The sequence below is a fragment of the Arthrobacter sp. 05L421 genome, from assembly GCF_056397785.1.
On the sequence record NZ_JBFTOC010000002.1, the window covers coordinates 88,106 to 106,662 of the forward strand.

Annotated in this window: 18 protein-coding genes and 1 pseudogene; 10 read left to right on the forward strand and 9 right to left on the reverse strand. The window is 64.9% G+C overall.

The features are described from left to right. Positions 1-18: 18 nt before the first annotated feature. The gene (locus AC1DKQ_RS03310; RefSeq protein ID WP_476884645.1) at positions 19-870 is read left to right on the forward strand and encodes an isoprenyl transferase; all 852 of its coding nucleotides are present in this window, start codon (positions 19-21) and stop codon (positions 868-870) included. A gap of 6 nt (positions 871-876) precedes the next feature. Here AC1DKQ_RS03310 and AC1DKQ_RS03315 read toward each other — a convergent pair whose 3' ends face one another. Together AC1DKQ_RS03315 and AC1DKQ_RS03320 are read right to left on the reverse strand one after the other, a co-directional pair. Next, the gene (locus tag AC1DKQ_RS03315) at positions 877-1,848 is read right to left on the reverse strand and encodes an alpha/beta hydrolase (protein WP_476884644.1); all 972 of its coding nucleotides are present in this window, start codon (positions 1,846-1,848) and stop codon (positions 877-879) included. 33 nt (positions 1,849-1,881) lie between these two features. Beyond that, positions 1,882-3,576, reverse strand: coding sequence for an FAD-binding dehydrogenase (locus AC1DKQ_RS03320; protein WP_476918206.1), 1,695 nt, complete (start codon positions 3,574-3,576; stop codon positions 1,882-1,884). A 151-nt stretch (positions 3,577-3,727) separates the two neighbouring features. On the opposite strand from AC1DKQ_RS03320, the gene AC1DKQ_RS03325 reads away from it, so the two are divergent. Beyond that, positions 3,728-4,801, forward strand: a complete 1,074-nt coding sequence (locus tag AC1DKQ_RS03325) for a quinone-dependent dihydroorotate dehydrogenase (protein WP_476884642.1) — start codon at positions 3,728-3,730, stop codon at positions 4,799-4,801. A gap of 97 nt (positions 4,802-4,898) precedes the next feature. Here AC1DKQ_RS03325 and AC1DKQ_RS03330 read toward each other — a convergent pair whose 3' ends face one another. Next, the gene (locus AC1DKQ_RS03330; protein WP_476884641.1) at positions 4,899-5,498 is read right to left on the reverse strand and encodes a DUF3043 domain-containing protein; all 600 of its coding nucleotides are present in this window, start codon (positions 5,496-5,498) and stop codon (positions 4,899-4,901) included. Between the two features lie 113 nt (positions 5,499-5,611). On the opposite strand from AC1DKQ_RS03330, the gene AC1DKQ_RS03335 reads away from it, so the two are divergent. The 7 genes and pseudogenes from AC1DKQ_RS03335 to AC1DKQ_RS03365 all read left to right on the forward strand — a co-directional run bounded on the left by AC1DKQ_RS03335 (position 5,612) and on the right by AC1DKQ_RS03365 (position 11,694). Beyond that, positions 5,612-7,042, forward strand: a complete 1,431-nt coding sequence (locus AC1DKQ_RS03335) for a M20/M25/M40 family metallo-hydrolase (protein WP_476884640.1) — start codon at positions 5,612-5,614, stop codon at positions 7,040-7,042. A 170-nt stretch (positions 7,043-7,212) separates the two neighbouring features. Next, positions 7,213-7,602 (forward strand): HesB/IscA family protein, encoded by a 390-nt coding sequence (locus tag AC1DKQ_RS03340; RefSeq protein ID WP_090580934.1) that lies wholly within the window; start codon positions 7,213-7,215, stop codon positions 7,600-7,602. 207 nt (positions 7,603-7,809) lie between these two features. Beyond that, complete coding sequence (ctaC, locus tag AC1DKQ_RS03345; protein WP_476884639.1) at positions 7,810-8,682, forward strand: aa3-type cytochrome oxidase subunit II; 873 nt, start codon at positions 7,810-7,812, stop codon at positions 8,680-8,682. A 10-nt stretch (positions 8,683-8,692) separates the two neighbouring features. Continuing rightward, entirely contained in the window at positions 8,693-10,414 is a 1,722-nt protein-coding gene (ctaD, locus tag AC1DKQ_RS03350; protein ID WP_476884638.1) for an aa3-type cytochrome oxidase subunit I, read from the forward strand. Continuing rightward, positions 10,411-10,812, forward strand: coding sequence for a cytochrome c oxidase subunit 4 (locus tag AC1DKQ_RS03355; protein ID WP_476884637.1), 402 nt, complete (start codon positions 10,411-10,413; stop codon positions 10,810-10,812). The genes ctaD and AC1DKQ_RS03355 overlap by 4 nt, the downstream gene beginning before the upstream one ends. 583 nt (positions 10,813-11,395) lie before the next feature. After that, positions 11,396-11,545 (forward strand): annotated as a pseudogene (locus AC1DKQ_RS03360) (IS3 family transposase); the annotation flags it as partial. Continuing rightward, positions 11,482-11,694, forward strand: coding sequence for an IS3 family transposase (locus AC1DKQ_RS03365; protein WP_476884636.1), 213 nt, complete (start codon positions 11,482-11,484; stop codon positions 11,692-11,694). The pseudogene AC1DKQ_RS03360 and the gene AC1DKQ_RS03365, both read left to right, overlap by 64 nt. A 61-nt stretch (positions 11,695-11,755) precedes the next feature. Here AC1DKQ_RS03365 and AC1DKQ_RS03370 read toward each other — a convergent pair whose 3' ends face one another. Next, entirely contained in the window at positions 11,756-12,208 is a 453-nt protein-coding gene (locus AC1DKQ_RS03370; RefSeq protein ID WP_476884635.1) for a hypothetical protein, read from the reverse strand. Positions 12,209-12,594: 386 nt separating this feature from the next. Continuing rightward, complete coding sequence (locus tag AC1DKQ_RS03375; protein ID WP_476918207.1) at positions 12,595-12,888, reverse strand: HPr family phosphocarrier protein; 294 nt, start codon at positions 12,886-12,888, stop codon at positions 12,595-12,597. Between the two features lie 320 nt (positions 12,889-13,208). On the opposite strand from AC1DKQ_RS03375, the gene AC1DKQ_RS03380 reads away from it, so the two are divergent. Next, the gene (locus tag AC1DKQ_RS03380) at positions 13,209-13,976 is read left to right on the forward strand and encodes a GntR family transcriptional regulator (protein WP_476918363.1); all 768 of its coding nucleotides are present in this window, start codon (positions 13,209-13,211) and stop codon (positions 13,974-13,976) included. Between the two features lie 121 nt (positions 13,977-14,097). Here the strand turns inward: AC1DKQ_RS03380 and qcrB are convergent, their stop codons facing one another. From qcrB to ctaE, 4 genes are all read right to left on the reverse strand, one after another. Continuing rightward, on the reverse strand, positions 14,098-15,777 hold the full coding sequence (gene qcrB / locus AC1DKQ_RS03385) for a cytochrome bc1 complex cytochrome b subunit (protein ID WP_476884633.1): 1,680 nt from the start codon (positions 15,775-15,777) through the stop codon (positions 14,098-14,100). Beyond that, a complete protein-coding gene (gene qcrA / locus AC1DKQ_RS03390; protein WP_476884632.1) occupies positions 15,755-16,828 on the reverse strand; it encodes a cytochrome bc1 complex Rieske iron-sulfur subunit in 1,074 nt (357 codons plus the stop codon). The genes qcrB and qcrA overlap by 23 nt, the downstream gene beginning before the upstream one ends. Before the next feature lie 100 nt (positions 16,829-16,928). Continuing rightward, a complete protein-coding gene (gene qcrC / locus AC1DKQ_RS03395) occupies positions 16,929-17,717 on the reverse strand; it encodes a cytochrome bc1 complex diheme cytochrome c subunit (protein ID WP_476884631.1) in 789 nt (262 codons plus the stop codon). An 86-nt stretch (positions 17,718-17,803) separates the two neighbouring features. Beyond that, a complete protein-coding gene (gene ctaE, locus AC1DKQ_RS03400; RefSeq protein ID WP_476884630.1) occupies positions 17,804-18,442 on the reverse strand; it encodes an aa3-type cytochrome oxidase subunit III in 639 nt (212 codons plus the stop codon). Between the last annotated feature and the right edge of the window lie 115 nt (positions 18,443-18,557).

The window sequence follows — 18,557 nt, forward strand, 5'->3', positions numbered from 1 at the left end:
GTGGCATTGGGAAGAAGCTTGGGAAGAACCCTGGAGAAGAGCCAAGGGAAGCAGGCCAACGTCCGGCGGCGGACCGCCCCGGTGGTGGCTCCCTATCCGCACCCGTCCGGCGCTGTGCCGCCCGCGATTCCTGCTGAGTTCATTCCGAGGCATGTCGCGATCGTCATGGACGGCAACGGACGCTGGGCGAACCAGCGCGGCCTGCCGAGGGTCGACGGCCACAAAGCGGGGGAGCCCGCCCTGCTGGATGTCATGGCCGGTGCGATCGAGCTGGGGATCGAGTACGTCAGCGTGTACGCCTTCTCCACCGAGAACTGGCGGCGCTCCCCCGAGGAGGTGCGCTTCCTGATGGGCTTCAACAAGGACGTGCTGCGCCGGCAACGGAACCAGCTCGATGACTGGGGAATCCGCATCCGCTGGTCCGGGCGGCGACCAAAACTGTGGGGCTCGGTGATCCGCGAACTCGAAGAGGCCGAGGACTACACCCGCGGCAACAGCACTTGCACCTTGAACATGTGCGTCAACTACGGCGGACGGGCCGAGATCGCCGACGCCGTCGCCGCGATCGCTGAGGAAGTGGCGCAGGGCCGGCTCAAGCCGGGTGCCATCACCGAACGGACCATCCAGAAGTTCCTCGACGAACCGGATCTGCCCGACGTCGATCTGTTCCTGCGCAGTTCCGGCGAGCAGCGGCTGTCCAATTTCATGCTGTGGCAGTCGGCCTATGCCGAGTTCGTGTTCATGGATACCCTGTGGCCTGACGTGGACCGCCGGACGCTGTGGGACGCCGTCGAGATCTATGCCCAGCGGGACCGCCGCTACGGCGGAGCGGTCGACGCCGCTCCCGTGGCAGGCAACCAGGGCACCTGACCGGCGTCAGTCGATCACGTAGGCCCTGAGCCACCGGGACAGCCGGGAGTAGGCGTCGGCGCGGACCCGGGGTGCGGAGAGGAAGACGTCATGCAGGGCGCCGTCTATTCGCTCCAGCGTGACGGTCCGGCCCAGGCTGAGGGCGCGAAGGGCGATCGTGTTCACGTCCAGGACCGCGTCGGTGCGGCGCATGGATTCCTTCCAGAACATCCCGTTGGCGCTGGCGCCCGAAATCAGCACGAGGATGGGCACATCGATGTTCAGGCCGCGCGCCACCTTGGACTGTCCGCTCAGCACGGCGCTGAGCCAGCCGGCGCGGACCGGAAAGGCGTGCGGCGGTCGGTAGGCATCGTCCAGGGCCCATTCGCCCTCCGCGGCGCTGCTGATGCTGCGCCAGTAGAAGGCACGCTCGGGCAGCCGGATCACCGACTCTGGCCAGAACCTGGCGAACGGCTCCACCATTGTCCGCGCGGCCCGGCGCAGGGCGGGGCTGCCGTGGACCTCCAGCCAAGGGCTGTCCAACACGAGCTGCGACGCCACCCCCTGATGGCGGTCGGCCCACAGCGCCGCGATCAGGCCACCGGTGGAGTGGCCCATGAGGATCAGTTGCGGCGCCATGCCGGGCGGCCGGAGCGAGCCGATGATGCCGATCGCTGCGGTGATTTCGGCGTCGTAGTTGTCCAGGTCCGCGACGTAGCCGCCATGGGTGCCCGGCCGCAGGCTGCGGCCGTGGTTGTGCATGTCGAGCGCGAAGAACTCAAATCCCTGCCCGGCCCAGAATTGGGCGAGTTCCTCGTTGAAGAAGTAGTCACTCCAGCCGTGCAGGAACAGCACGGCCCGGGCCGGCAGCGCGGACGGTGCCGGTTCGAGCGGGGTATGGCGGACCAGGGTGGCAGTGCGCAGCACGCCGTCAGGGCCGGCGGCCTCGAAGGCGCACGCCTGGAAGTCATCGCCCAGTATGTCGGTCCGCCACTGCATCGCCATTTCCTCCTGCGCCGCCTGCGCTGCCGACTATGCCGCGGACGCCGCGGCGCGGCCCGCGGAACGTCCGGAGAAGAGGCACCCGCCTAGGAATGTCCCCTCGAGGGCCCGGTAGCCGTGAATTCCGCCGCCGCCAAACCCTGCGGCTTCACCGGCGGCGAACAGCCCGGGCACGGGCTCCCCGGTGACATCCAGGACCCGCGACTGCAGGTCCGTGTGCAGGCCGCCGAGGCTCTTGCGCGTCAGGACGGAGAGCCGGACGGCAAGCAGCGGACCGTGGCGCGGATCCAGCAGCCGGTGGGGTGGCGCCACCCGCATGATCTTGTCGGTGGCGAAACGCCGCGCGGCCCGGATGGCGGCCAGCTGCGGATCCTTGCCCATCCCACTGGAAAACTGCCGGTCCCGGTCGCGGACCAGCCGGTCCAAGGCTGCGGCGTCAATGAGGTGTCCCCCCGTCAAATCGTTCATTCGGGCGGCCAGCTCCGCAGGGTTCTCCGCCATCAGGAAGTCGACCCCGTGGTCCAGGAACCGCTGCAGAGGCGTGTCGCTGCCGGGCTTCAATCTGGCAGCCAACAGGCGGACATCCTTCCCCGTGAGATCCGGGTTCTGCTCCGATCCGGACAGCGCGAACTCCTTCAGGGCGATGGCCCTGTTGAGGACGAACCATGAATGGGCATGTCCTGTGGCCAGGATGTGGCGGAGGGCGCCGAGGGAGTCGAAGCCAGGAAACAGGGGAGGGGGGAGCATCCGCCCCGTCGCGTCCAGCCACAGGGCGGATGGCCCGGGCAGGATCCGGATGCCGTGCCGCGGCCAGACCGGGGCATGGTTGTGGATGCCCTCCGGGTAATGCCACATCCGGTCGCCGTTGATGAGGCGACCGCCGGCCCGTTCCACGGCCGGCAAAAAGTCCCCGTCCACGGAGGCAGGCACGCCGCTCAACATCCGCTCCGGCGCCACGCCGCCGGGCCACTGCCTGCGGACCGAGTCGTGGTTGCCGCCGATCCCGCCGCTCGTCACCACCACGGCCGCGGCCGTGGCCTCGAAACTGCCGGCCGGGTGCCGGGACGAACGTTCGCCCCGCCCCGCGCTGCTGGCCTCGAGCAGATCGCCGCACACGCCGCTCACCCGTCCCGAGGTCTTCACCAGCTCCGTGGCGCGGTGGCGGAAATGGAAGGACACGCGGCCGGCGGCTTCGCCTTCGCGCAGTTTGGCCAGGAAGGGAGCCACCAGGGCAGGTCCCGTGCCCCACGCGACATGGAAGCGCGGGACGGTGTTGCCGTGGCCATTCGGGCCGTAGCCGCCGCGTTCTGCCCACTGCACCAGGGGAAACAGCCGGACGCCCAGCGAGGCGAGCCACGCACGCTTTTCCCCGGCGGCGAAGTTCACGTACGCCGCCGCCCACTCCTTCGCCAGCGCGTCCTCCGGCCGGTCGAATCCCGCGGACGCATGCCAGTCCGCGAGGGCCAGCTCTTCGCTGTCCCTCACCCGGAGCCTGCGCTGTTCCGGCGAGTTGACCAAGAACAGGCCGCCGAATGACCAGTGCGCCTGGCCGCCGACAGAGGCGTCGGGTTCCTGATCTAGCACCGCCACCCGCCTGCCTGCGGCATAGGCCTGGGCCGCCGCGACGAGCCCGGCCAGGCCCGCCCCGACCACCACCACATCGGCCTCGATCCCGCGCCCCGACGTCCCGCGGCCGGCCGTCCCGGCACCATCTTTGCTGGTCATGGCTTCATGCTAACTCGCCCCGGGGCCCTACGGCCGATGCGTCCAGGGCGCGGGGCGGCGCAGTCACAACGGCAGTCACAACCGGCAGTCACAACCGCGCCGGCGCGCGTGCTGGTTTGGTCTGCGGGGCCCGAACCTGAAAACTAGAGGCATGCGCGTATATCCCACATTCTTCCGGCTGGCCTTCTCATGGATGGACGCCGAACGCGCCCACAAGATCGGCTTCAAGGCCATCCGGCTCGCCCACAGCTGCGGCGCCGGACGGCTGCTGCAGAAGTTCACCGCCCCGGCGGCGTCCCTGCAGACCCAGGCTTTCGGCCTGACGTTCCCCTCACCGTTCGGGCTCGCGGCCGGCTTCGACAAGGAAGGCCACGGCATTGAGGCGCTGACCGAGCTTGGCTTCGGCCATGTGGAAGTCGGCACCATCACCGGTCAGGCCCAGCCCGGGAACCCGGCGCCGCGGCTGTTCCGCCTTGTGGAGGACAGGGCCGTCATCAACCGGATGGGGTTCAATAACGACGGCGCCGCGGCGGTAGCCCCGCGGCTGAAGTCCGCCCGCGCGGCCCTGCAGCACCACCGGCCCGGTGTTCGGCCCGTGATCGGGGTCAACATCGGCAAGAGCAAGGTGGTTGGACTGGAGGATGCGGTGTCCGATTACCTCATCAGTGCGCGCAGCCTGGCTCCCGCAGCCGACTATCTCGTCGTGAACGTCAGTTCGCCCAACACGCCCGGCCTCCGGCTGCTGCAGGACGTGGAGACGCTGCGCCCGTTGCTCACTGCAGTGGGCGAGGAGGCGGACAAGGCCGCAGGACGCCACGTTCCGCTCTTGGTCAAGATCGCGCCTGACCTCAGCGATGAGGACATCGACGACGTCGCTCGGCTGGCTCTGGATCTTAAGCTGGACGGCATTATTGCCACCAACACCACGATCGCCCGCACCGGGCTCGTCTCCAGCCCGGACAAGGTTGAAGCGTGCGGGGCCGGAGGTCTTTCCGGAGCGCCCCTGAAGCAAAGGTCCCTGGAGGTCCTGGCCCGGCTCAAGTCCGTGACCGGCGGAGCGCTGACCCTCGTCTCGGTGGGCGGCGTTGAAACCGCGCAGGATGTGCAGGCACGGCTGGACGCCGGCGCCACCCTGGTCCAGGGCTACACGGCGTTCCTCTACGAGGGCCCCTTCTGGGCGGCCCGTATCAACCGGTTGCTGGCCATGCACCCGAGCCGGCGCTAGGCATCACGGGGCCAGCGGCTCCGGACCGATCGCTGCAAACGAGAAGCCCCCGGCAGATGACTGCCGGGGGCTTCTCGGTTGCAAAAGAGTGGGAGGGTCAGACGGGGAACTGGCCGCGGGCGACCTGGGGCTTGGGCAGGCGCAGGCGGCGGAACTGCAGGGAGCGCATAGAGCCGTACCAGACGGTGCCGCGCTCCACCTCGCCGAACTTTTCGCCGAGACGCTTCTTGAGCTTGCGGGAGAGGATGAAGACATCCACGAAGACCGCGAGGAACATGACCCAGAATCCGCCCAGGACGTAGATCATCTGTGCGCTGGAGGCAGGCACCAGCAACGAGATGATGACGAACAGCAGGGCCCCGAACATGAGGTACTCGCCGAGGCTAAAGCGGGCATCGACGTAGTCACGGGCGAAACGCTTCTGCGGACCCTTGTCGCGCAAGGGCAGGAACTTCTCGTCACCGCTGTCCATGGCCTGCCGCATCTTGAGCCGCTGGTCTGCGACGGCTGCGCGGTCGGCGGCCTTGGAAGCCTTGCGGTCCTCGGGCACGAGGGGCCGCTTGCGGGCCGCCACCTGAGCGCTGCGCTTGGGCGTGGGTGCGCCCTTGCCGGTCACGGTGCCCCGGGCTGCTGCCTCGGCTGCCTGCTGGTCAACTACGTCCTGCGCCGATGGCGCTTCTTTTCTACGTCCAAACACCCCTAAAGAATACCCCGCAGACACGGGTCCGAGACCCAGCCCACACGGTGCGCGCCCGGCGATGGCAGCGTTCAAGGTTTAGCGTGATCCAGCGCACGGGTAGTGTTTTGGCCATGACTTCATCAACCGCGGGGAACCCGCTGACCACCATGGACCACGACGGCACCATTGATGCCGAAGCCCTCCGCCAGGCTGTTGCCGAATCGTTCGACGAGACGATCGGCCAGTTGACGGACCTTGTTGCCATTCCGGGCATCGCCTGGCCAAGCTTTGATCCTGCCCCGTTGAACCGCAGCGCCGACGCCGTCGCCGCCCTCGTGCGGGCCAGCGGTTTCGACGACGTCCAGATCCTCCGCTGCGACAAGGAAGACGGGACGCCCGGCGGGCCCGCCGTCGTCGCACGCCGCCCGGCCGCCGAGGGCAAGCCGACGGTTCTGCTGTACGCCCACCACGATGTCCAGCCCACCGGTGATCTGGCGCTGTGGGACACCGACCCCTTCACCGCCGTCGAACGCGACGGGCGGCTCTTCGGCCGCGGTGCCGCGGATGACAAGGCCGGCATCCTCGCCCACATCGCCGCCTACTCGGCCGTGACGCGCGTGCTCGGGGACGAACTGGGCCTCGGCGTGACGTTCTTCTTCGAGGGCGAAGAGGAGGCCGGCTCGCCAACATTCCGACAGTTCCTGGAGACGCACCGCGAGCTGCTGCGTGCCGACGTGATCGTCGTGGCCGACTCCAGTAACTGGAAGGTGGGCATCCCGGCCCTGACCACCAGCCTCCGCGGCCTGGTGGACGGCACCATTGAGGTCAAGGTTCTGGACCACGCTGTGCATTCGGGTATGTTCGGCGGCCCTGTGCTCGACGCGCCGACCCTCCTGTCCCGCCTGATCGCGACCCTCCACGACGACGAGGGCAGCGTCGCGATCAAGGGCCTCGTGAGCCGCGATGATGTGGTGGTCGACCTCACCGAGGAGGAGTACCGCGCCGACGCGTCCGTGCTCGACGGCGTGAAGCTCGCCGGGACCGGGAGCATTGCCTCGCGAATGTGGACCAAGCCGGCCCTGTCCATCATCGGATTTGACGCCCCGGCCGTGGACGTGGCCTCCAATACGCTGCTGCCGCGGGCGCGGGCCAAGTTCAGCCTGCGCCTGGCACCCGGGCAGGACCCCGCAGCCGCCATGGAGGCTGTCCGCAAGCACGTCGAGGACCACGCGCCGTTCGGCGCCCAGGTGGTGTTCACCCCGGGGGAGAGCGGCAGCTCTTTCCTGACGGACACCAGCTCGAAGGCCGCCTCCGTGGCCATGTGGGCCCTGGGTGAGGCTTGGGGCGTGCCCGCCGTTGAAATGGGGATCGGCGGGTCCATTCCGTTCATCGCGGACCTGACCGAGCTCTACCCGGACGTGCAGATCCTGGTGACCGGCGTCGAGGACCCCGATTCCCGCGCCCACAGCGCCAACGAATCGCTGCACCTGGGTGACTTCCGGAACGCGATTGTCGCCGAGGCCCTGCTGCTCGCGCGCCTCAACAACGACGGCGCGCTCTAGGGGCCCGGCGCCGCAGACCCCGGGGGAACATCCAGCCGCCTCCCACGGTTACGCCAGAAGTTAGAGCTAGAAGGCTGCGCGAAGTAGCATGTAGCTATAGCCCATACCGTTTAAGTAGGGGCGGGCACCGTGCGAGCGGGGCCGCCACCACCGTTGCAAGAAGGTAGGCCATGAGCACTACAACCAATGAAAACAGCGCCGACACCACTGCCGCCCAGGCCGGCGAGCTGGCCACGCACGAGGTCAAGCTGACCGACGTCGCGGCCGGAAAGGTCCGCAGCCTCCTGGAACAGGAGGGACGCACCGATCTGCGCCTCCGCGTTGCCGTGCAGCCCGGCGGTTGCTCGGGCCTGATCTACCAGCTCTACTTTGACGAGCGGCTGCTCGACGGAGACGCTGTGCGCGACTACGACGGCGTGGAAGTCGTCGTCGACAAGATGAGCGTTCCTTACCTCAGCGGTGCCAGCATCGATTTCGAGGACACCATCGCCAAGCAGGGCTTCACGATCGACAATCCCAATGCCGGCGGGTCCTGCGCCTGCGGAGATTCTTTCCACTAATTCCTTCCACTGAGGCCGGGCATTTTGCCCGGCCTTAGTGCGGCAGGATCCTCAACGAGCGGCACCGGCAAAAAGCTCCCGACGCACGGTGCGGACATGTGGGCGAAAACTCGCGGGGAGCGGTAAGCTCTACACCGAGTAGTAAAACTTTTCGTTTGCCCTGCCCGTAATTCGCGGGGCAACAGCAACAAGTAGGAAGGGCCGTCTGTGAGTTCGCAGAACCGAACCGGCAGCCGACGCAAACAGATCACTACGATCACTGGCTTGGCACTAGCCGGCGCGTTGGCTTTGACTGGATGTTCACCAGAGGTACAGAAGGGCTGGTTGCCCACCGAGCGTGGCACCACCAATCACGTTGACCTCATCATGGACCTCTGGGTCAACTCATGGATAGCGGCGCTGGTCGTCGGCATCATCACCTGGGGCCTGATGATCTGGTGCGTCGTTGCCTACCGCCGCCGCAAGGGCACCGTGGGCTTCCCTCGCCAGAACAGCTTCAACCTTCCGCTTGAAGTGTTCTACCTGACGATCCCGTTGTTCATGGTCCTGGTGTTCTTCTACTTCACCGACCGCGACACGGCGTCGATCGATGACCGCTCAAAGCCGGCCGACGTCGTCGTCGACGTCCGCGGCAAGCAGTGGGCATGGGACTTCAACTACAAGAAGGGCGCCGTCGTCACCGAGGACGTCCACGAAGCAGGCGTCCAGGCGCACCTGACCGGCAACGACGTGGACAAGGAAAAGCTGCCCACCCTGTACCTGCCGGTCAACAAGTCGGTTGACCTCGAGCTCAACTCACGCGACGTCATCCACTCCTTCTGGGTGCCTGCCTTCCTGCAGAAGCGGGACATGATTCCCGGCAAGACCAACTACATCCGGTTGACTCCCACCCGGGAGGGCACCTACGACGGCAAGTGCGCCGAACTTTGTGGTGAGTACCACTCCGAAATGCTGTTCCGCGTGAAGGTTGTCTCCGAGTCGGAGTTCCAGGCGCACATGAACCAGCTGCGCCAGGACGGGAACACCGGCCTGCTCGGTGAAGAGTACGACCGCAACCCGGCCCCGACCGAAACCAAGTAAGGCGAGCGACGTGGCAACTTACACTCAATCCGCCGGGATCCTCGAGGCTCCCGTAGTACCGAAGTCCAAGGGACGCATCGTCGTCAACTGGATCACCTCGACCGACCACAAAACGATCGGGTACATGTACCTGATCGCGTCGTTCATCTTCTTCTGCTTCGGCGGCATCATGGCGCTGCTGATCCGTGCCGAGCTCTTCGAGCCCGGCATGCAGATCCTGCAGACCAAAGAGCAGTACAACCAGCTCTTCACCATGCACGGCACAGTAATGCTCCTGATGTTCGCGACGCCGCTGTTCGCCGGCTTCACCAACGTCATCATGCCGCTGCAGATCGGTGCCCCCGACGTCGCGTTCCCGCGACTGAACGCACTGGCCTTCTGGTTCTTCCTGTTCGGCTCCACGATTGCCGTATCCGGCTTCATCACCCCGCAGGGTGCCGCGTCGTTCGGCTGGTTCGCTTACGCGCCGCTGTCCAACACGACGTTCAGCCCCGGCGTGGGCGGTGACCTCTGGGTCTTCGGCCTTGCGCTCTCCGGCTTCGGCACCATTCTTGGTGCGGTCAACTTCATCACCACCATCATCTGCATGCGCGCCCCGGGCATGACCATGTGGCGGATGCCGATCTTCACCTGGAACGCCCTCGTGACATCCATTCTGGTCCTGATGGCCTTCCCGCCGCTGGCTTCCGCGCTGTTTGCCCTTGGAGCCGACCGCCGCTTTGGTGCGCACATCTTCGATCCCGAGAACGGCGGCGCCGTCCTCTGGCAGCACCTCTTCTGGTTCTTCGGCCACCCCGAGGTCTACATCATCGCGCTGCCGTTCTTCGGCATCGTCTCTGAGATTTTCCCGGTCTTCTCCCGCAAGCCGATCTTCGGTTACAAGGGCCTGGTCTATGCGACCATCTCCATCGCGGCTCTGTCCGTGACCGTGTGGGCACACCACATGTACGTCACCGGCTCGGTCCTGTTGCCGTTCTTCTCCTTCATGACGATGCTCATCGCCGTTCCGACCGGCGTGAAGTTCTTCAACTGGATCGGCACCATGTGGCGCGGTTCCATCACCTTTGAAACCCCCATGCTGTGGAGCATCGGCTTCCTGGCGACGTTCCTCTTCGGTGGCCTCACCGGCATCATCCTGGCCTCGCCGCCGCTGGACTTCCACGTCTCGGACTCCTACTTCGTGGTGGCGCACTTCCACTACGTGGTCTTCGGTACTGTCGTGTTCGCCATGTTCGCCGGCTTCTACTTCTGGTGGCCCAAGTGGACCGGCAAGATGCTCAACGAGCGCCTCGGTAAGATCCACTTCTGGATGCTGTTCCTCGGCTTCCACGGCACCTTCCTGATCCAGCACTGGCTGGGTGTCGAGGGCATGCCGCGCCGCTACGCCGACTACATGCCGCAGGATGGGTTCACGTGGATGAACCAGTTCTCCACCATCGCCTCCTTCGTCCTCGGCGCCTCGCTGATTCCGTTCTTCTGGAACGTCTACATCACCTGGCGCAGCAACGAGCGTGTGGAAGTTGATGACCCGTGGGGCTTCGGCGCCTCGCTCGAGTGGGCCACGTCCTGCCCGCCGCCGCGCCACAACTTCACGTCCCTGCCCCGCATCCGCTCCGAGCGTCCCGCCCTGGACCTGCACCACCCGGAGCTCTCCCAGTCCTACACCGCGGATTCGCCTGCTCCGGCAGCATCGGCCCTCGGTAACGCCGACCAGAAGGACACCGCCAAGTGAAACTCGAATCAAGAATTTTTGGCTTCGGCGCCTTCTTCTTCGTGCCCGTGGCACTAATCTACGGTTACCTGAATAACTGGACCGAATGGGTCGGCATCCTCGGTATTCTGCTCGTGGGCGGGCTCGCCGGCATGATCGGCGCTTACCTGGGCTTCACCGGACGGCGCGTTGGCATGCGCCCCGAGGACCGCAACGACGCCGAAATCCACGAAGGCGCCGGCGAACAGGGACACTTCAGCCCCTGGAGCTGGTGGCCGCTGATGCTGGGCATGTCCTGCGCCGCCGGGTTCCTCGGCCTCGCCGTCGGCTGGTGGATCGTCTTCATCGCCGGCGGAATGGCAGTAGTCGCCCTGGTCGGCTGGGTCTACGAATACAGCCGTGGTGACCACGCGCACTAGCGTCCACCCGGACTAAGAGTTCAGATTGCACGACGGCGTGCCCCACCAAATTGAACTGCTCCCCGAAAGTTGGACTGAAAATTCAGTTCCGGCTTACGGGGAGCAGTTTCATGTTTTAAGGGCAGTTCGTTGTCTGAGGAGCAGCGCGAAGCCGCGGTGGCGCTGTTTGCGACCGGTTGGGGCTCCAGGGCCGAAGCGACCAGGCTTGGGGTGGGTAGGTTAGCTGTCCTCCCGTTGCACGACAGATGGCGCGTTCGCGGAGATACTGCTCTAGTCACCAAACCAGGCAAGCGGCTGTAATCGTTCGAGCTCAAGCTCAGCGCTGTGCAGCGATATATCTCCGGCGAGAACAGGGTCGCTCTGGCGAAGGAGCTCGATCTGTCGTCGCCACACCTGCGTGCAGAGGTGGCCTTCCTGGGAAAAGTAGGGGCCTTGGGGGACGGGGAACAGCGCTAAGGTTAGCGCTGTCATCGCTCTCAAGGCTGAGCATCGGCTGGAAGTTCTCCTGGACGTAGCAGGGTTACCTCGGTCCACGTTCTTCTACCACCAGTCCCGCCTCCAAGGCCCCGATCCTCGCGCGTCCCTGAAGGCCGCCGTCTCAGAGATTTTCGGGAAGAACCACGGCCGGTACGGGCACCGGAGAATCCATATCGAACTGCTCAAGCAAGGGTGGACGGTCGCCAAGAAGACCGTGCTGAAGCTGATGCGTTCCCTCCAGCTGGTCTGCAAGGTCCGGAGCAGGAAGCGGTACAACTCCTACCACGGCGGCCAGGGAGTTGTTGCCCCGAACCTTACATCCGGTGGTACAACACCGAGGGAATCTCCACAAAACTCGAGGGTCTCAGCCCTGCGCAATACCGTGCTCGGACCCTCGCCGCATAGGCCCCGGCAGACAACACAACATTCGAACGCCGTATGGAAGCTAAGCCCGTCGGCGCCGGCATTAGGACGATTTGGCACCGTTCAGGGATCTGAATTTGCCGCCGAGTTCCTGAGCCAGTCCCTTCAGGTCTTTATCACTTGGAGGCTCACCAAGTGCTTCGGACATGTCTACGACCATCCAGTTCTTGCCCTCCACAATGGACAGAGGCTGAGCTGAATCACTGTACAGCTGGTGCTCGGCATCTCGGGCGTCTTCCGTCTTGAACCACTCGACTTGGACGCGGCTCGCACACACGGCGTATTCAGCCGTGAAGCCTGCAAGGTCCGGATTGATGATGGGATCCGTCTTGGGCTCATCATCGCAGCCGATCACGCCGGCAACTGCCCGACGGGCGTCATCGACAGAATCGAATTCCTTGAGCTGCGGAGCGGCTGAGGATTGCGTGGTTGCGGACTGCTGCGGCGCAGCTGCCTGCTGCGCGCTAGCCGCGCAGCCTGTGAGCCCGATAATCACACCGATTGCTGCGACGGCTACCGTGCCCCTGCGTCTGCCTCTGTCCATCATTGATACCCCATCCCCCCGGAGGTTAGTTCAGCCATCCTTGCACGCGACCGTCGTTGCGTACAGGAAAAGAATGGACCTGAAAGAGCTGCACGCAGAAAGTCCCCATCCCAAGTGGGAAGGGGACTTCTTCGAGGAACCAACCGATCGTTGGCCGCTAAAGTAGAACTCGCTTACTTACGAGTCCAACTTTCGGGGACCACTTCAAATTGGTGGGGCCCGCCGTCGTTTGTGCCGATGGGCTGGGTGGTGCTGAGCGCCTGCGTGCTGCTGGAATGTGTGCGGCGCGGTCGTTGGTGGCAGGCTTGGGGCCGGGCGTGAGGACGGCCGGGAGCGCCTCAGGCGGCCGCTGCCGACTCGAGGAGGATCCGGAGGCCCTCCAGCGCAGTCTCGGCATCCGCGAGGCTGTAGGAGGCCGGGAGGGCCTCCGCTGCGACGGCCAACTCCACTTCGCAGCCGCATTCGAAGTCCTCGGTCATGACCTCCAGCAGCGAGCGGGCGTCGACTCCGGGCCTGCCGTCCTTGCTGATAGTTACCGGGAGACCGGTGGCCGTGACGGCCCGGACAAATACTGCCGCCGGCCGGGCGTGGAGGCCGATTGCGGCCGTGACGGTTGCCTTGCGAACTGGCAACGGGACTCCCTCGTGCTGGTGTTGGTTCTCTTCGGTGGTGCCACCGGACGGGCTGTTCCATACGACAGGCGTTCCATCGGACTGGCGTGCCGTATGGATGGCGGTGTATCGGACTGGCGTTCCTTCAGGCTGGCCGGGTTCCGTTGCTCGGTTCCGGCCTATGAGTTCAAGGGTAGCCGCGGGGGAGGGACCCGCACGACTTGGGTCGGCGCCGTGGTCTAGACCTGCCTGGGTACGGGCTTACCCTTGAGATATGAGTGTCTTTCCCGCGCCGCGGCCCAACCGGAGGCTGACCCGTGGCGTCCTCTAATGCGTCCAAGATGATCGGCGAGATCGATCGCCAGAGCGGGGTGCCGATCTACGTGCAGCTGCGGGAAATCCTGCGGGCCCACATCAGTGCCGCCTGCCCGCCGGGGTCGGCGCTGCCCTCCGAGCGTGGCCTCGCCCAGCGCTTCGGCCTGGCCCGGATGACTGTCCGTCAGGCCATCGATGCCCTTGTGGGCGAGGAAGTCATTGAGCGTGTCGTGGGGCTGGGCACGTTTGTGCGCAAACCCAAACTGGATCTCCAGGTCAAGCTCACCTCCTACAGCGAAGAAATGCAGCGCCGCGGCATGGTCCCCGCCGCCAAGGTCCTCAGCTTCGAGCAAATCAGCGCCAGCGCTTTCCTGGCCCGTGAGCTGCAGTTGGAGGAGGGTACGCCCCTGGTCCGGTTCCGGCGCCTCCTGCTGGCCGACAACGAGCCCATGAGCGTGGACGAGAACTTCATTCCGGCCCACCGGGTCCCCGGCCTGCTGGACGGGGAGCCGCCCACATCCCTCTACAACGTGCTGAGCGAACGCTACGGGCTGGTGATGGAATGGGGCGAGGACATGATCGAGGCGACGGCCGCATCGCCGTCCACGGCCCGGCTCCTGAACGTCGAGGTCGGAACGCCGCTGCTGAAGATCCAGCGCCACGCGTTCGTGGCCCGCGCCATGGTGGACTACTCAGTGTCCTACTACCGGGCTGACCGCTACAAGCTCTGGGTGCCCCTGCAGCGCCCCGGCGTCCGGCCCACCCGCAACTACGCCTCTGGATACCGGCCCTAGCCCCAACAACGCAGTGGGCGGCTGGGCTGCAAGGATCTTGGCGGCAGAAGCTGCGACAACAGAAAACACAGAAAGGCCCGGTCCCCAAGGGGACCGGGCCTTCCGTTGTCTTGCTTGCAGCCTAGTGGCTCAGCGTCTTCTGAGACTCTGCCGCTTCGACAGCCTCATGGGCGCCGTGGTGGCCGTGAGCGGCCTCCAGTTCTGCCGGAGTGGCCGGGGCAACCCGGTCCTCGAAGAACCAGCGGGACAGTTTGGCGCGGCGCTTTTCCTTGCGGTCCACGACGCCGTGCTCGTTCGGCACCGCGGGCAGCGGGACCGGTGACTCGAAGCCGACCAGCTTGTAGCGCTTGTATTCGTCCAGCGGGGCGTGGACCTCGATGAACTCGCCGTGCGGCAGGCGCACGATGCGGCCGGTTTCGCGGCCGTGCAGGGCGATCTCGCGGTCCTTGCGCTGCAGCGCCAGGGCGACGCGCTTCGTGACGATGAACGCGATGACCGGGCCGATGAAGAACAGCGCGCGCAGCCAGTAGGTCACATCGTTCAGGGCCACGTGGAAGTGCGTGGCGATGAGGTCGGAGCCTGCGGCGGCCCACATAACGCAGTACCAGACGAAACCGGCCATGCCGATCGCCGTACGGGTAGGAGCGTTGCGGGGACGGTCCAGGACGTGGTGCTCGCGGTTGTCCTTGGTGATCCAGCGTTCAATCCACGGGTAGGTGAACATAACGGTGAAAAGGATGCCCGCGGGGACCAGTGCAGGCAGCAGCACGTTGAACGTGAACATGTGGCCGAACCACACCTGCTCGACCTTCCAGTCACCGATCGTGCCCGGCATCAGGCGCAGGGCGCCGTCAACGAAGCCGATGTACCAGTCAGGCTGCGTGCCTGCCGAAACCGGTGAGGGGTCGTACGGGCCGTAGTTCCAGATCGGGTTGATGGTGAAGAACGCCGCCATGAGGGCAACGACACCGAAGACGATGAAGAAGAAGCCGCCGGCCTTCGCGGCGTAGACCGGTCCCAGGGGGTAGCCAACGACGTTGCCGTCATTCCGGCCGGGGCCGGGGTACTGGGTGTGCTTGTGCACAACCACCATGAAGAGGTGCATCACGATCATCAGCAGGATGAGCGCGGGAACCAGGAGGATGTGGAGCATGTACAGGCGGCTGATGATCATGGTGCCCGGGAACTCGCCACCGAAAAGGAAGAACGAGATGTAGGTGCCGATGACGGGGATGGACTTGATGACGCCGTCGATGATGCGCAGGCCGTTACCGGAGAGCAGGTCATCGGGGAGCGAGTAGCCGGTGAAGCCCGCAGCCATGGACAGGATGAGCAGGACGCTGCCCACCACCCAGTTCAGTTCGCGGGGCTTGCGGAACGCGCCGGTGAAGAACACGCGGAGCATGTGCACCGACACGGAGGCGACGAACAGCAGCGCCGACCAGTGGTGCACCTGGCGCATGAACATGCCGCCGCGGACATCAAAGGAGATGTTCAGGGACGAGCTGTACGCCACGGACATTTCAACGTTCTTCAGCGGCGTGTAGGAGCCCGCGTAGTGCGTCTCCGCCATGGACGGATCGAAGAAGAACGTCAGGAACGTGCCCGAGAGCAGCAGGATGACGAAGGAATACAGCGCCACTTCGCCGAACATGAACGACCAGTGGTCCGGGAAGACCTTCCGGCCGAACTCGCGGAGGATGCCGGAGCCGCCAACGCGCTGGTCGACGAAGTCCGTGATGCGGCCGCCCGAAGTCTTGGCGACGAAGACGGGGGCATCAGGAGTTAGGGATGAGGACATGCTGCTCACGCTCCCAGTAGCTCGGTCCGACGGGTTCATGGAAGTCGCTCGTGGCGACCAGGTAGCCCTCGGCGTCGACTGCGATAGGCAGCTGGGGAAGAGGGCGGCTGGCGGGGCCGAAGATAACCTTGCACTGTTGAGTCAGGTCGAAGGTTGACTGGTGGCACGGGCACAGCAGGTGGTGGGTCTGCTGCTCGTACAGGGCAACAGGGCAACCAACGTGGGTGCAGATCTTGGAGTACGCGACGATGCCGTTGTACGCCCAATCGACGCGTTCCGGGGAAGGGTGGAGCTCGCTCGGGTCCAGTCGCATGAGCAGGACAACAGACTTGGCCTTCTCGTTCAGCTTGCCTTCGGTCAGTTCGTTCAGCCCTTCCGGGATGACGTGGAAAGCGGAGCCGATGGTGACGTCCGCGGCCTTGATGGGAGTGCCATCGGGGTCGCGGGCAAGGCGCTTCAGCTTGCCGTCCGGACCCGGTGCCCACATCGTGTGGGCCAGCGCGAAGTCCGGCCGGGGGCCGAGGTCACCGAAGATGGCCAATGCCGGCAGGGGCGCGAGTGCGACCGCGCCGAGCAGGGTGTTACGGATCAGCGGCCGGCGCTTGATGCCGGTTTCTTCCACAATGTCATCAACGATGCGGACGGCAGCCTGGCGGTCTTCCTCGGTGCGGATCGCGTGGCGCTCTTCCGAGACCTCGTGGTCCGGCATCAGGGCCTTGGCCCAGTGGACAATGCCGGTGCCGATGCCCAGCATCGCGAACGCGGTGCCGATGCCCAGCAAGGCATTCTGGAGACGGATCGTGGCGATTGAGGAATCATTCCCCAGATCGATCGCGAAGTACGACACCAGGAATATCAGGGTGCCAACGACCGAGGTGCCGAACAGAAGGGCTACCTGCCGTTCTGCTTTCTTTGCGGCCCTCGGGTCCGTGTCAGCCAGGCGCAAACGGTGCGGGGGAATTCCAGGATCCTGGAACTTCTCCACCTCATTCTGACCAGCCGTAGCTACGGTGCCCGAGTGGTTCGGACTGCCGTCACTATGGTTGCCCATAATTCGCCTCATCCTTCTCTCGTCTCGGCCTATGCCGAGTTAGGTTTCAATTCAAACTGCTGACGGGTCAGCAGAAAATTCTTACAGGTGCAAGGTCCGCTTAGGAAGTGCGGGATGTGAGCCAGATCGTGAATGCGATGATGACGCCCAGGCCAGCAATCCAGACAAAGAGACCTTCGGAAACCGGTCCCAAAGCTCCAAGATCTGCGCCGCCGGGTGAACCGTTGGCTTCAATCTGCTTCAGGTAGGTGATGATGTCGCGCTTTCCCTCGGGGGAGATGTTCGCGTCACTGAATACGGGCATGTTCTGGGGGCCGGTGACCATGGCCTCGTAGATGTGCTGACCGGAGACGCCCGCGAGGGCCGGAGCGAACTTGCCCCGGGTGAGCGCACCGCCGGCAGCGGCAGCATTGTGGCACATGGCGCAGTTGGTGCGGAAGAGTTCGCCACCCTTGGCGGCGTCGCCCTTCTCATCGAGCACACCCGCTTCGGGGATGGCCGGGCCAGGACCCAGCGAGGCAACGTAAGCAGCCAGCTGCTTGGTCTGTTCCTCGTTGAACTGGGCGGGCTTCTGCTGGGCCTGCGGGCCGTTCATCTGCATGGGCATGCGGCCGGTGCCAACCTGGAAGTCAACAGCGGCGGCGCCGACGCCCACAAGCGACGGTCCCGACTGGGAGCCGCTGGCACCCATGCCGTGGCAGGTGGCGCAGTTGGCGGCGAAAAGCTTGCCGCCTTCCTCTACGTCGCTTGCGCTGTAGGTGGTGGTGTCCGCCTTGGCCTGGTTGACGGTGGTGGCAACGGCGTACAGCCCACCCGTGACCAAGAGGCCCATCAGCAGCAGCGCAATTGCTGCCAGAGGGTGACGTCGCTTCTGCGAGAGTGCCTTCACGTGGTGGTTCCTTTATTCGATCCTGCGATGGCTCCGGGAGCCGCTTCTTGAAATTCTGCCTCTTGTAGAAAAAGAGTCAAGTCTGACTACTTAAGGACGTAGATGACCAGGAAGAGGCCAATCCAGACGACGTCCACGAAGTGCCAGTAGTACGAGGTGACAATCGCCGAAGTCGCCTCAAAGTGTCCGAACTTCTTCGCGGCGAAGGAGCGGCCCATGATGAGCAGGAAGGCAATCAGACCGCCGATGACGTGCAGGCCGTGGAAGCCCGTCGTTATGTAGAAGGCTGAACCGTAGGCGTTGGAGGACAGCGAGACATGCTCGGAAACGAGCATGGCGTACTCCGTCGCCTGGCCGGCGACGAAGAAGGAACCCATGAGGAACGTCAGGATGAACCATCCGTTCATCCCCCACTGGGTGAAGCTGAAGCGTCCACCGGTCCGGCGCGGCTGTAGCCGCTCGGCAGCGAAGACGCCCATCTGGCAAGTAAAGGAACTTGCCACGAGGACGATGGTGTTAACGAGCGCAAAGGGGAAGTTGAGCTTGGCTGTCTCTTCGGCCCACAACAGTCCGGATGTCGAACGGAGTGTGAAGTACATGGCAAAGAGACCGGCGAAGAACATCAACTCACTGGACAGCCACACAACGGTTCCAACAGAAACCATGTTTGGGCGGTTCAGCGTCGGGTGCGCCGGGGTACTGGGGGCATGGGTCGCAGATGTCACATAGACATTATGTCTATAAAAGTCCGTCCTGCCCAACGCAAACCGCGTTTTGGGGGGACTTTTTCTACAAAGACGCGAATTCGCGCGGAAAAGTTCCCGGAGGGGTTCACATTGG

Bases quoted from the DNA above. Each gene is read 5' to 3' on its own strand.
- AC1DKQ_RS03340 (WP_090580934.1), top strand. From the start codon at position 7,213: ATGAGCACTACAACCAATGAAAACAGCGCCGACACCACTGCCGCCCAG.
- AC1DKQ_RS03315 (WP_476884644.1), bottom strand. From the start codon at position 1,848: ATGCAGTGGCGGACCGACATACTGGGCGATGACTTCCAGGCGTGCGCC.
- AC1DKQ_RS03380 (WP_476918363.1), top strand. From the start codon at position 13,209: ATGATCGGCGAGATCGATCGCCAGAGCGGGGTGCCGATCTACGTGCAG.
- AC1DKQ_RS03325 (WP_476884642.1), top strand. From the start codon at position 3,728: ATGCGCGTATATCCCACATTCTTCCGGCTGGCCTTCTCATGGATGGAC.
- AC1DKQ_RS03335 (WP_476884640.1), top strand. From the start codon at position 5,612: ATGACTTCATCAACCGCGGGGAACCCGCTGACCACCATGGACCACGAC.
- AC1DKQ_RS03320 (WP_476918206.1), bottom strand. From the start codon at position 3,576: ATGACCAGCAAAGATGGTGCCGGGACGGCCGGCCGCGGGACGTCGGGG.
- qcrB (WP_476884633.1), bottom strand. From the start codon at position 15,777: ATGTCCTCATCCCTAACTCCTGATGCCCCCGTCTTCGTCGCCAAGACT.
- qcrA (WP_476884632.1), bottom strand. From the start codon at position 16,828: ATGGGCAACCATAGTGACGGCAGTCCGAACCACTCGGGCACCGTAGCT.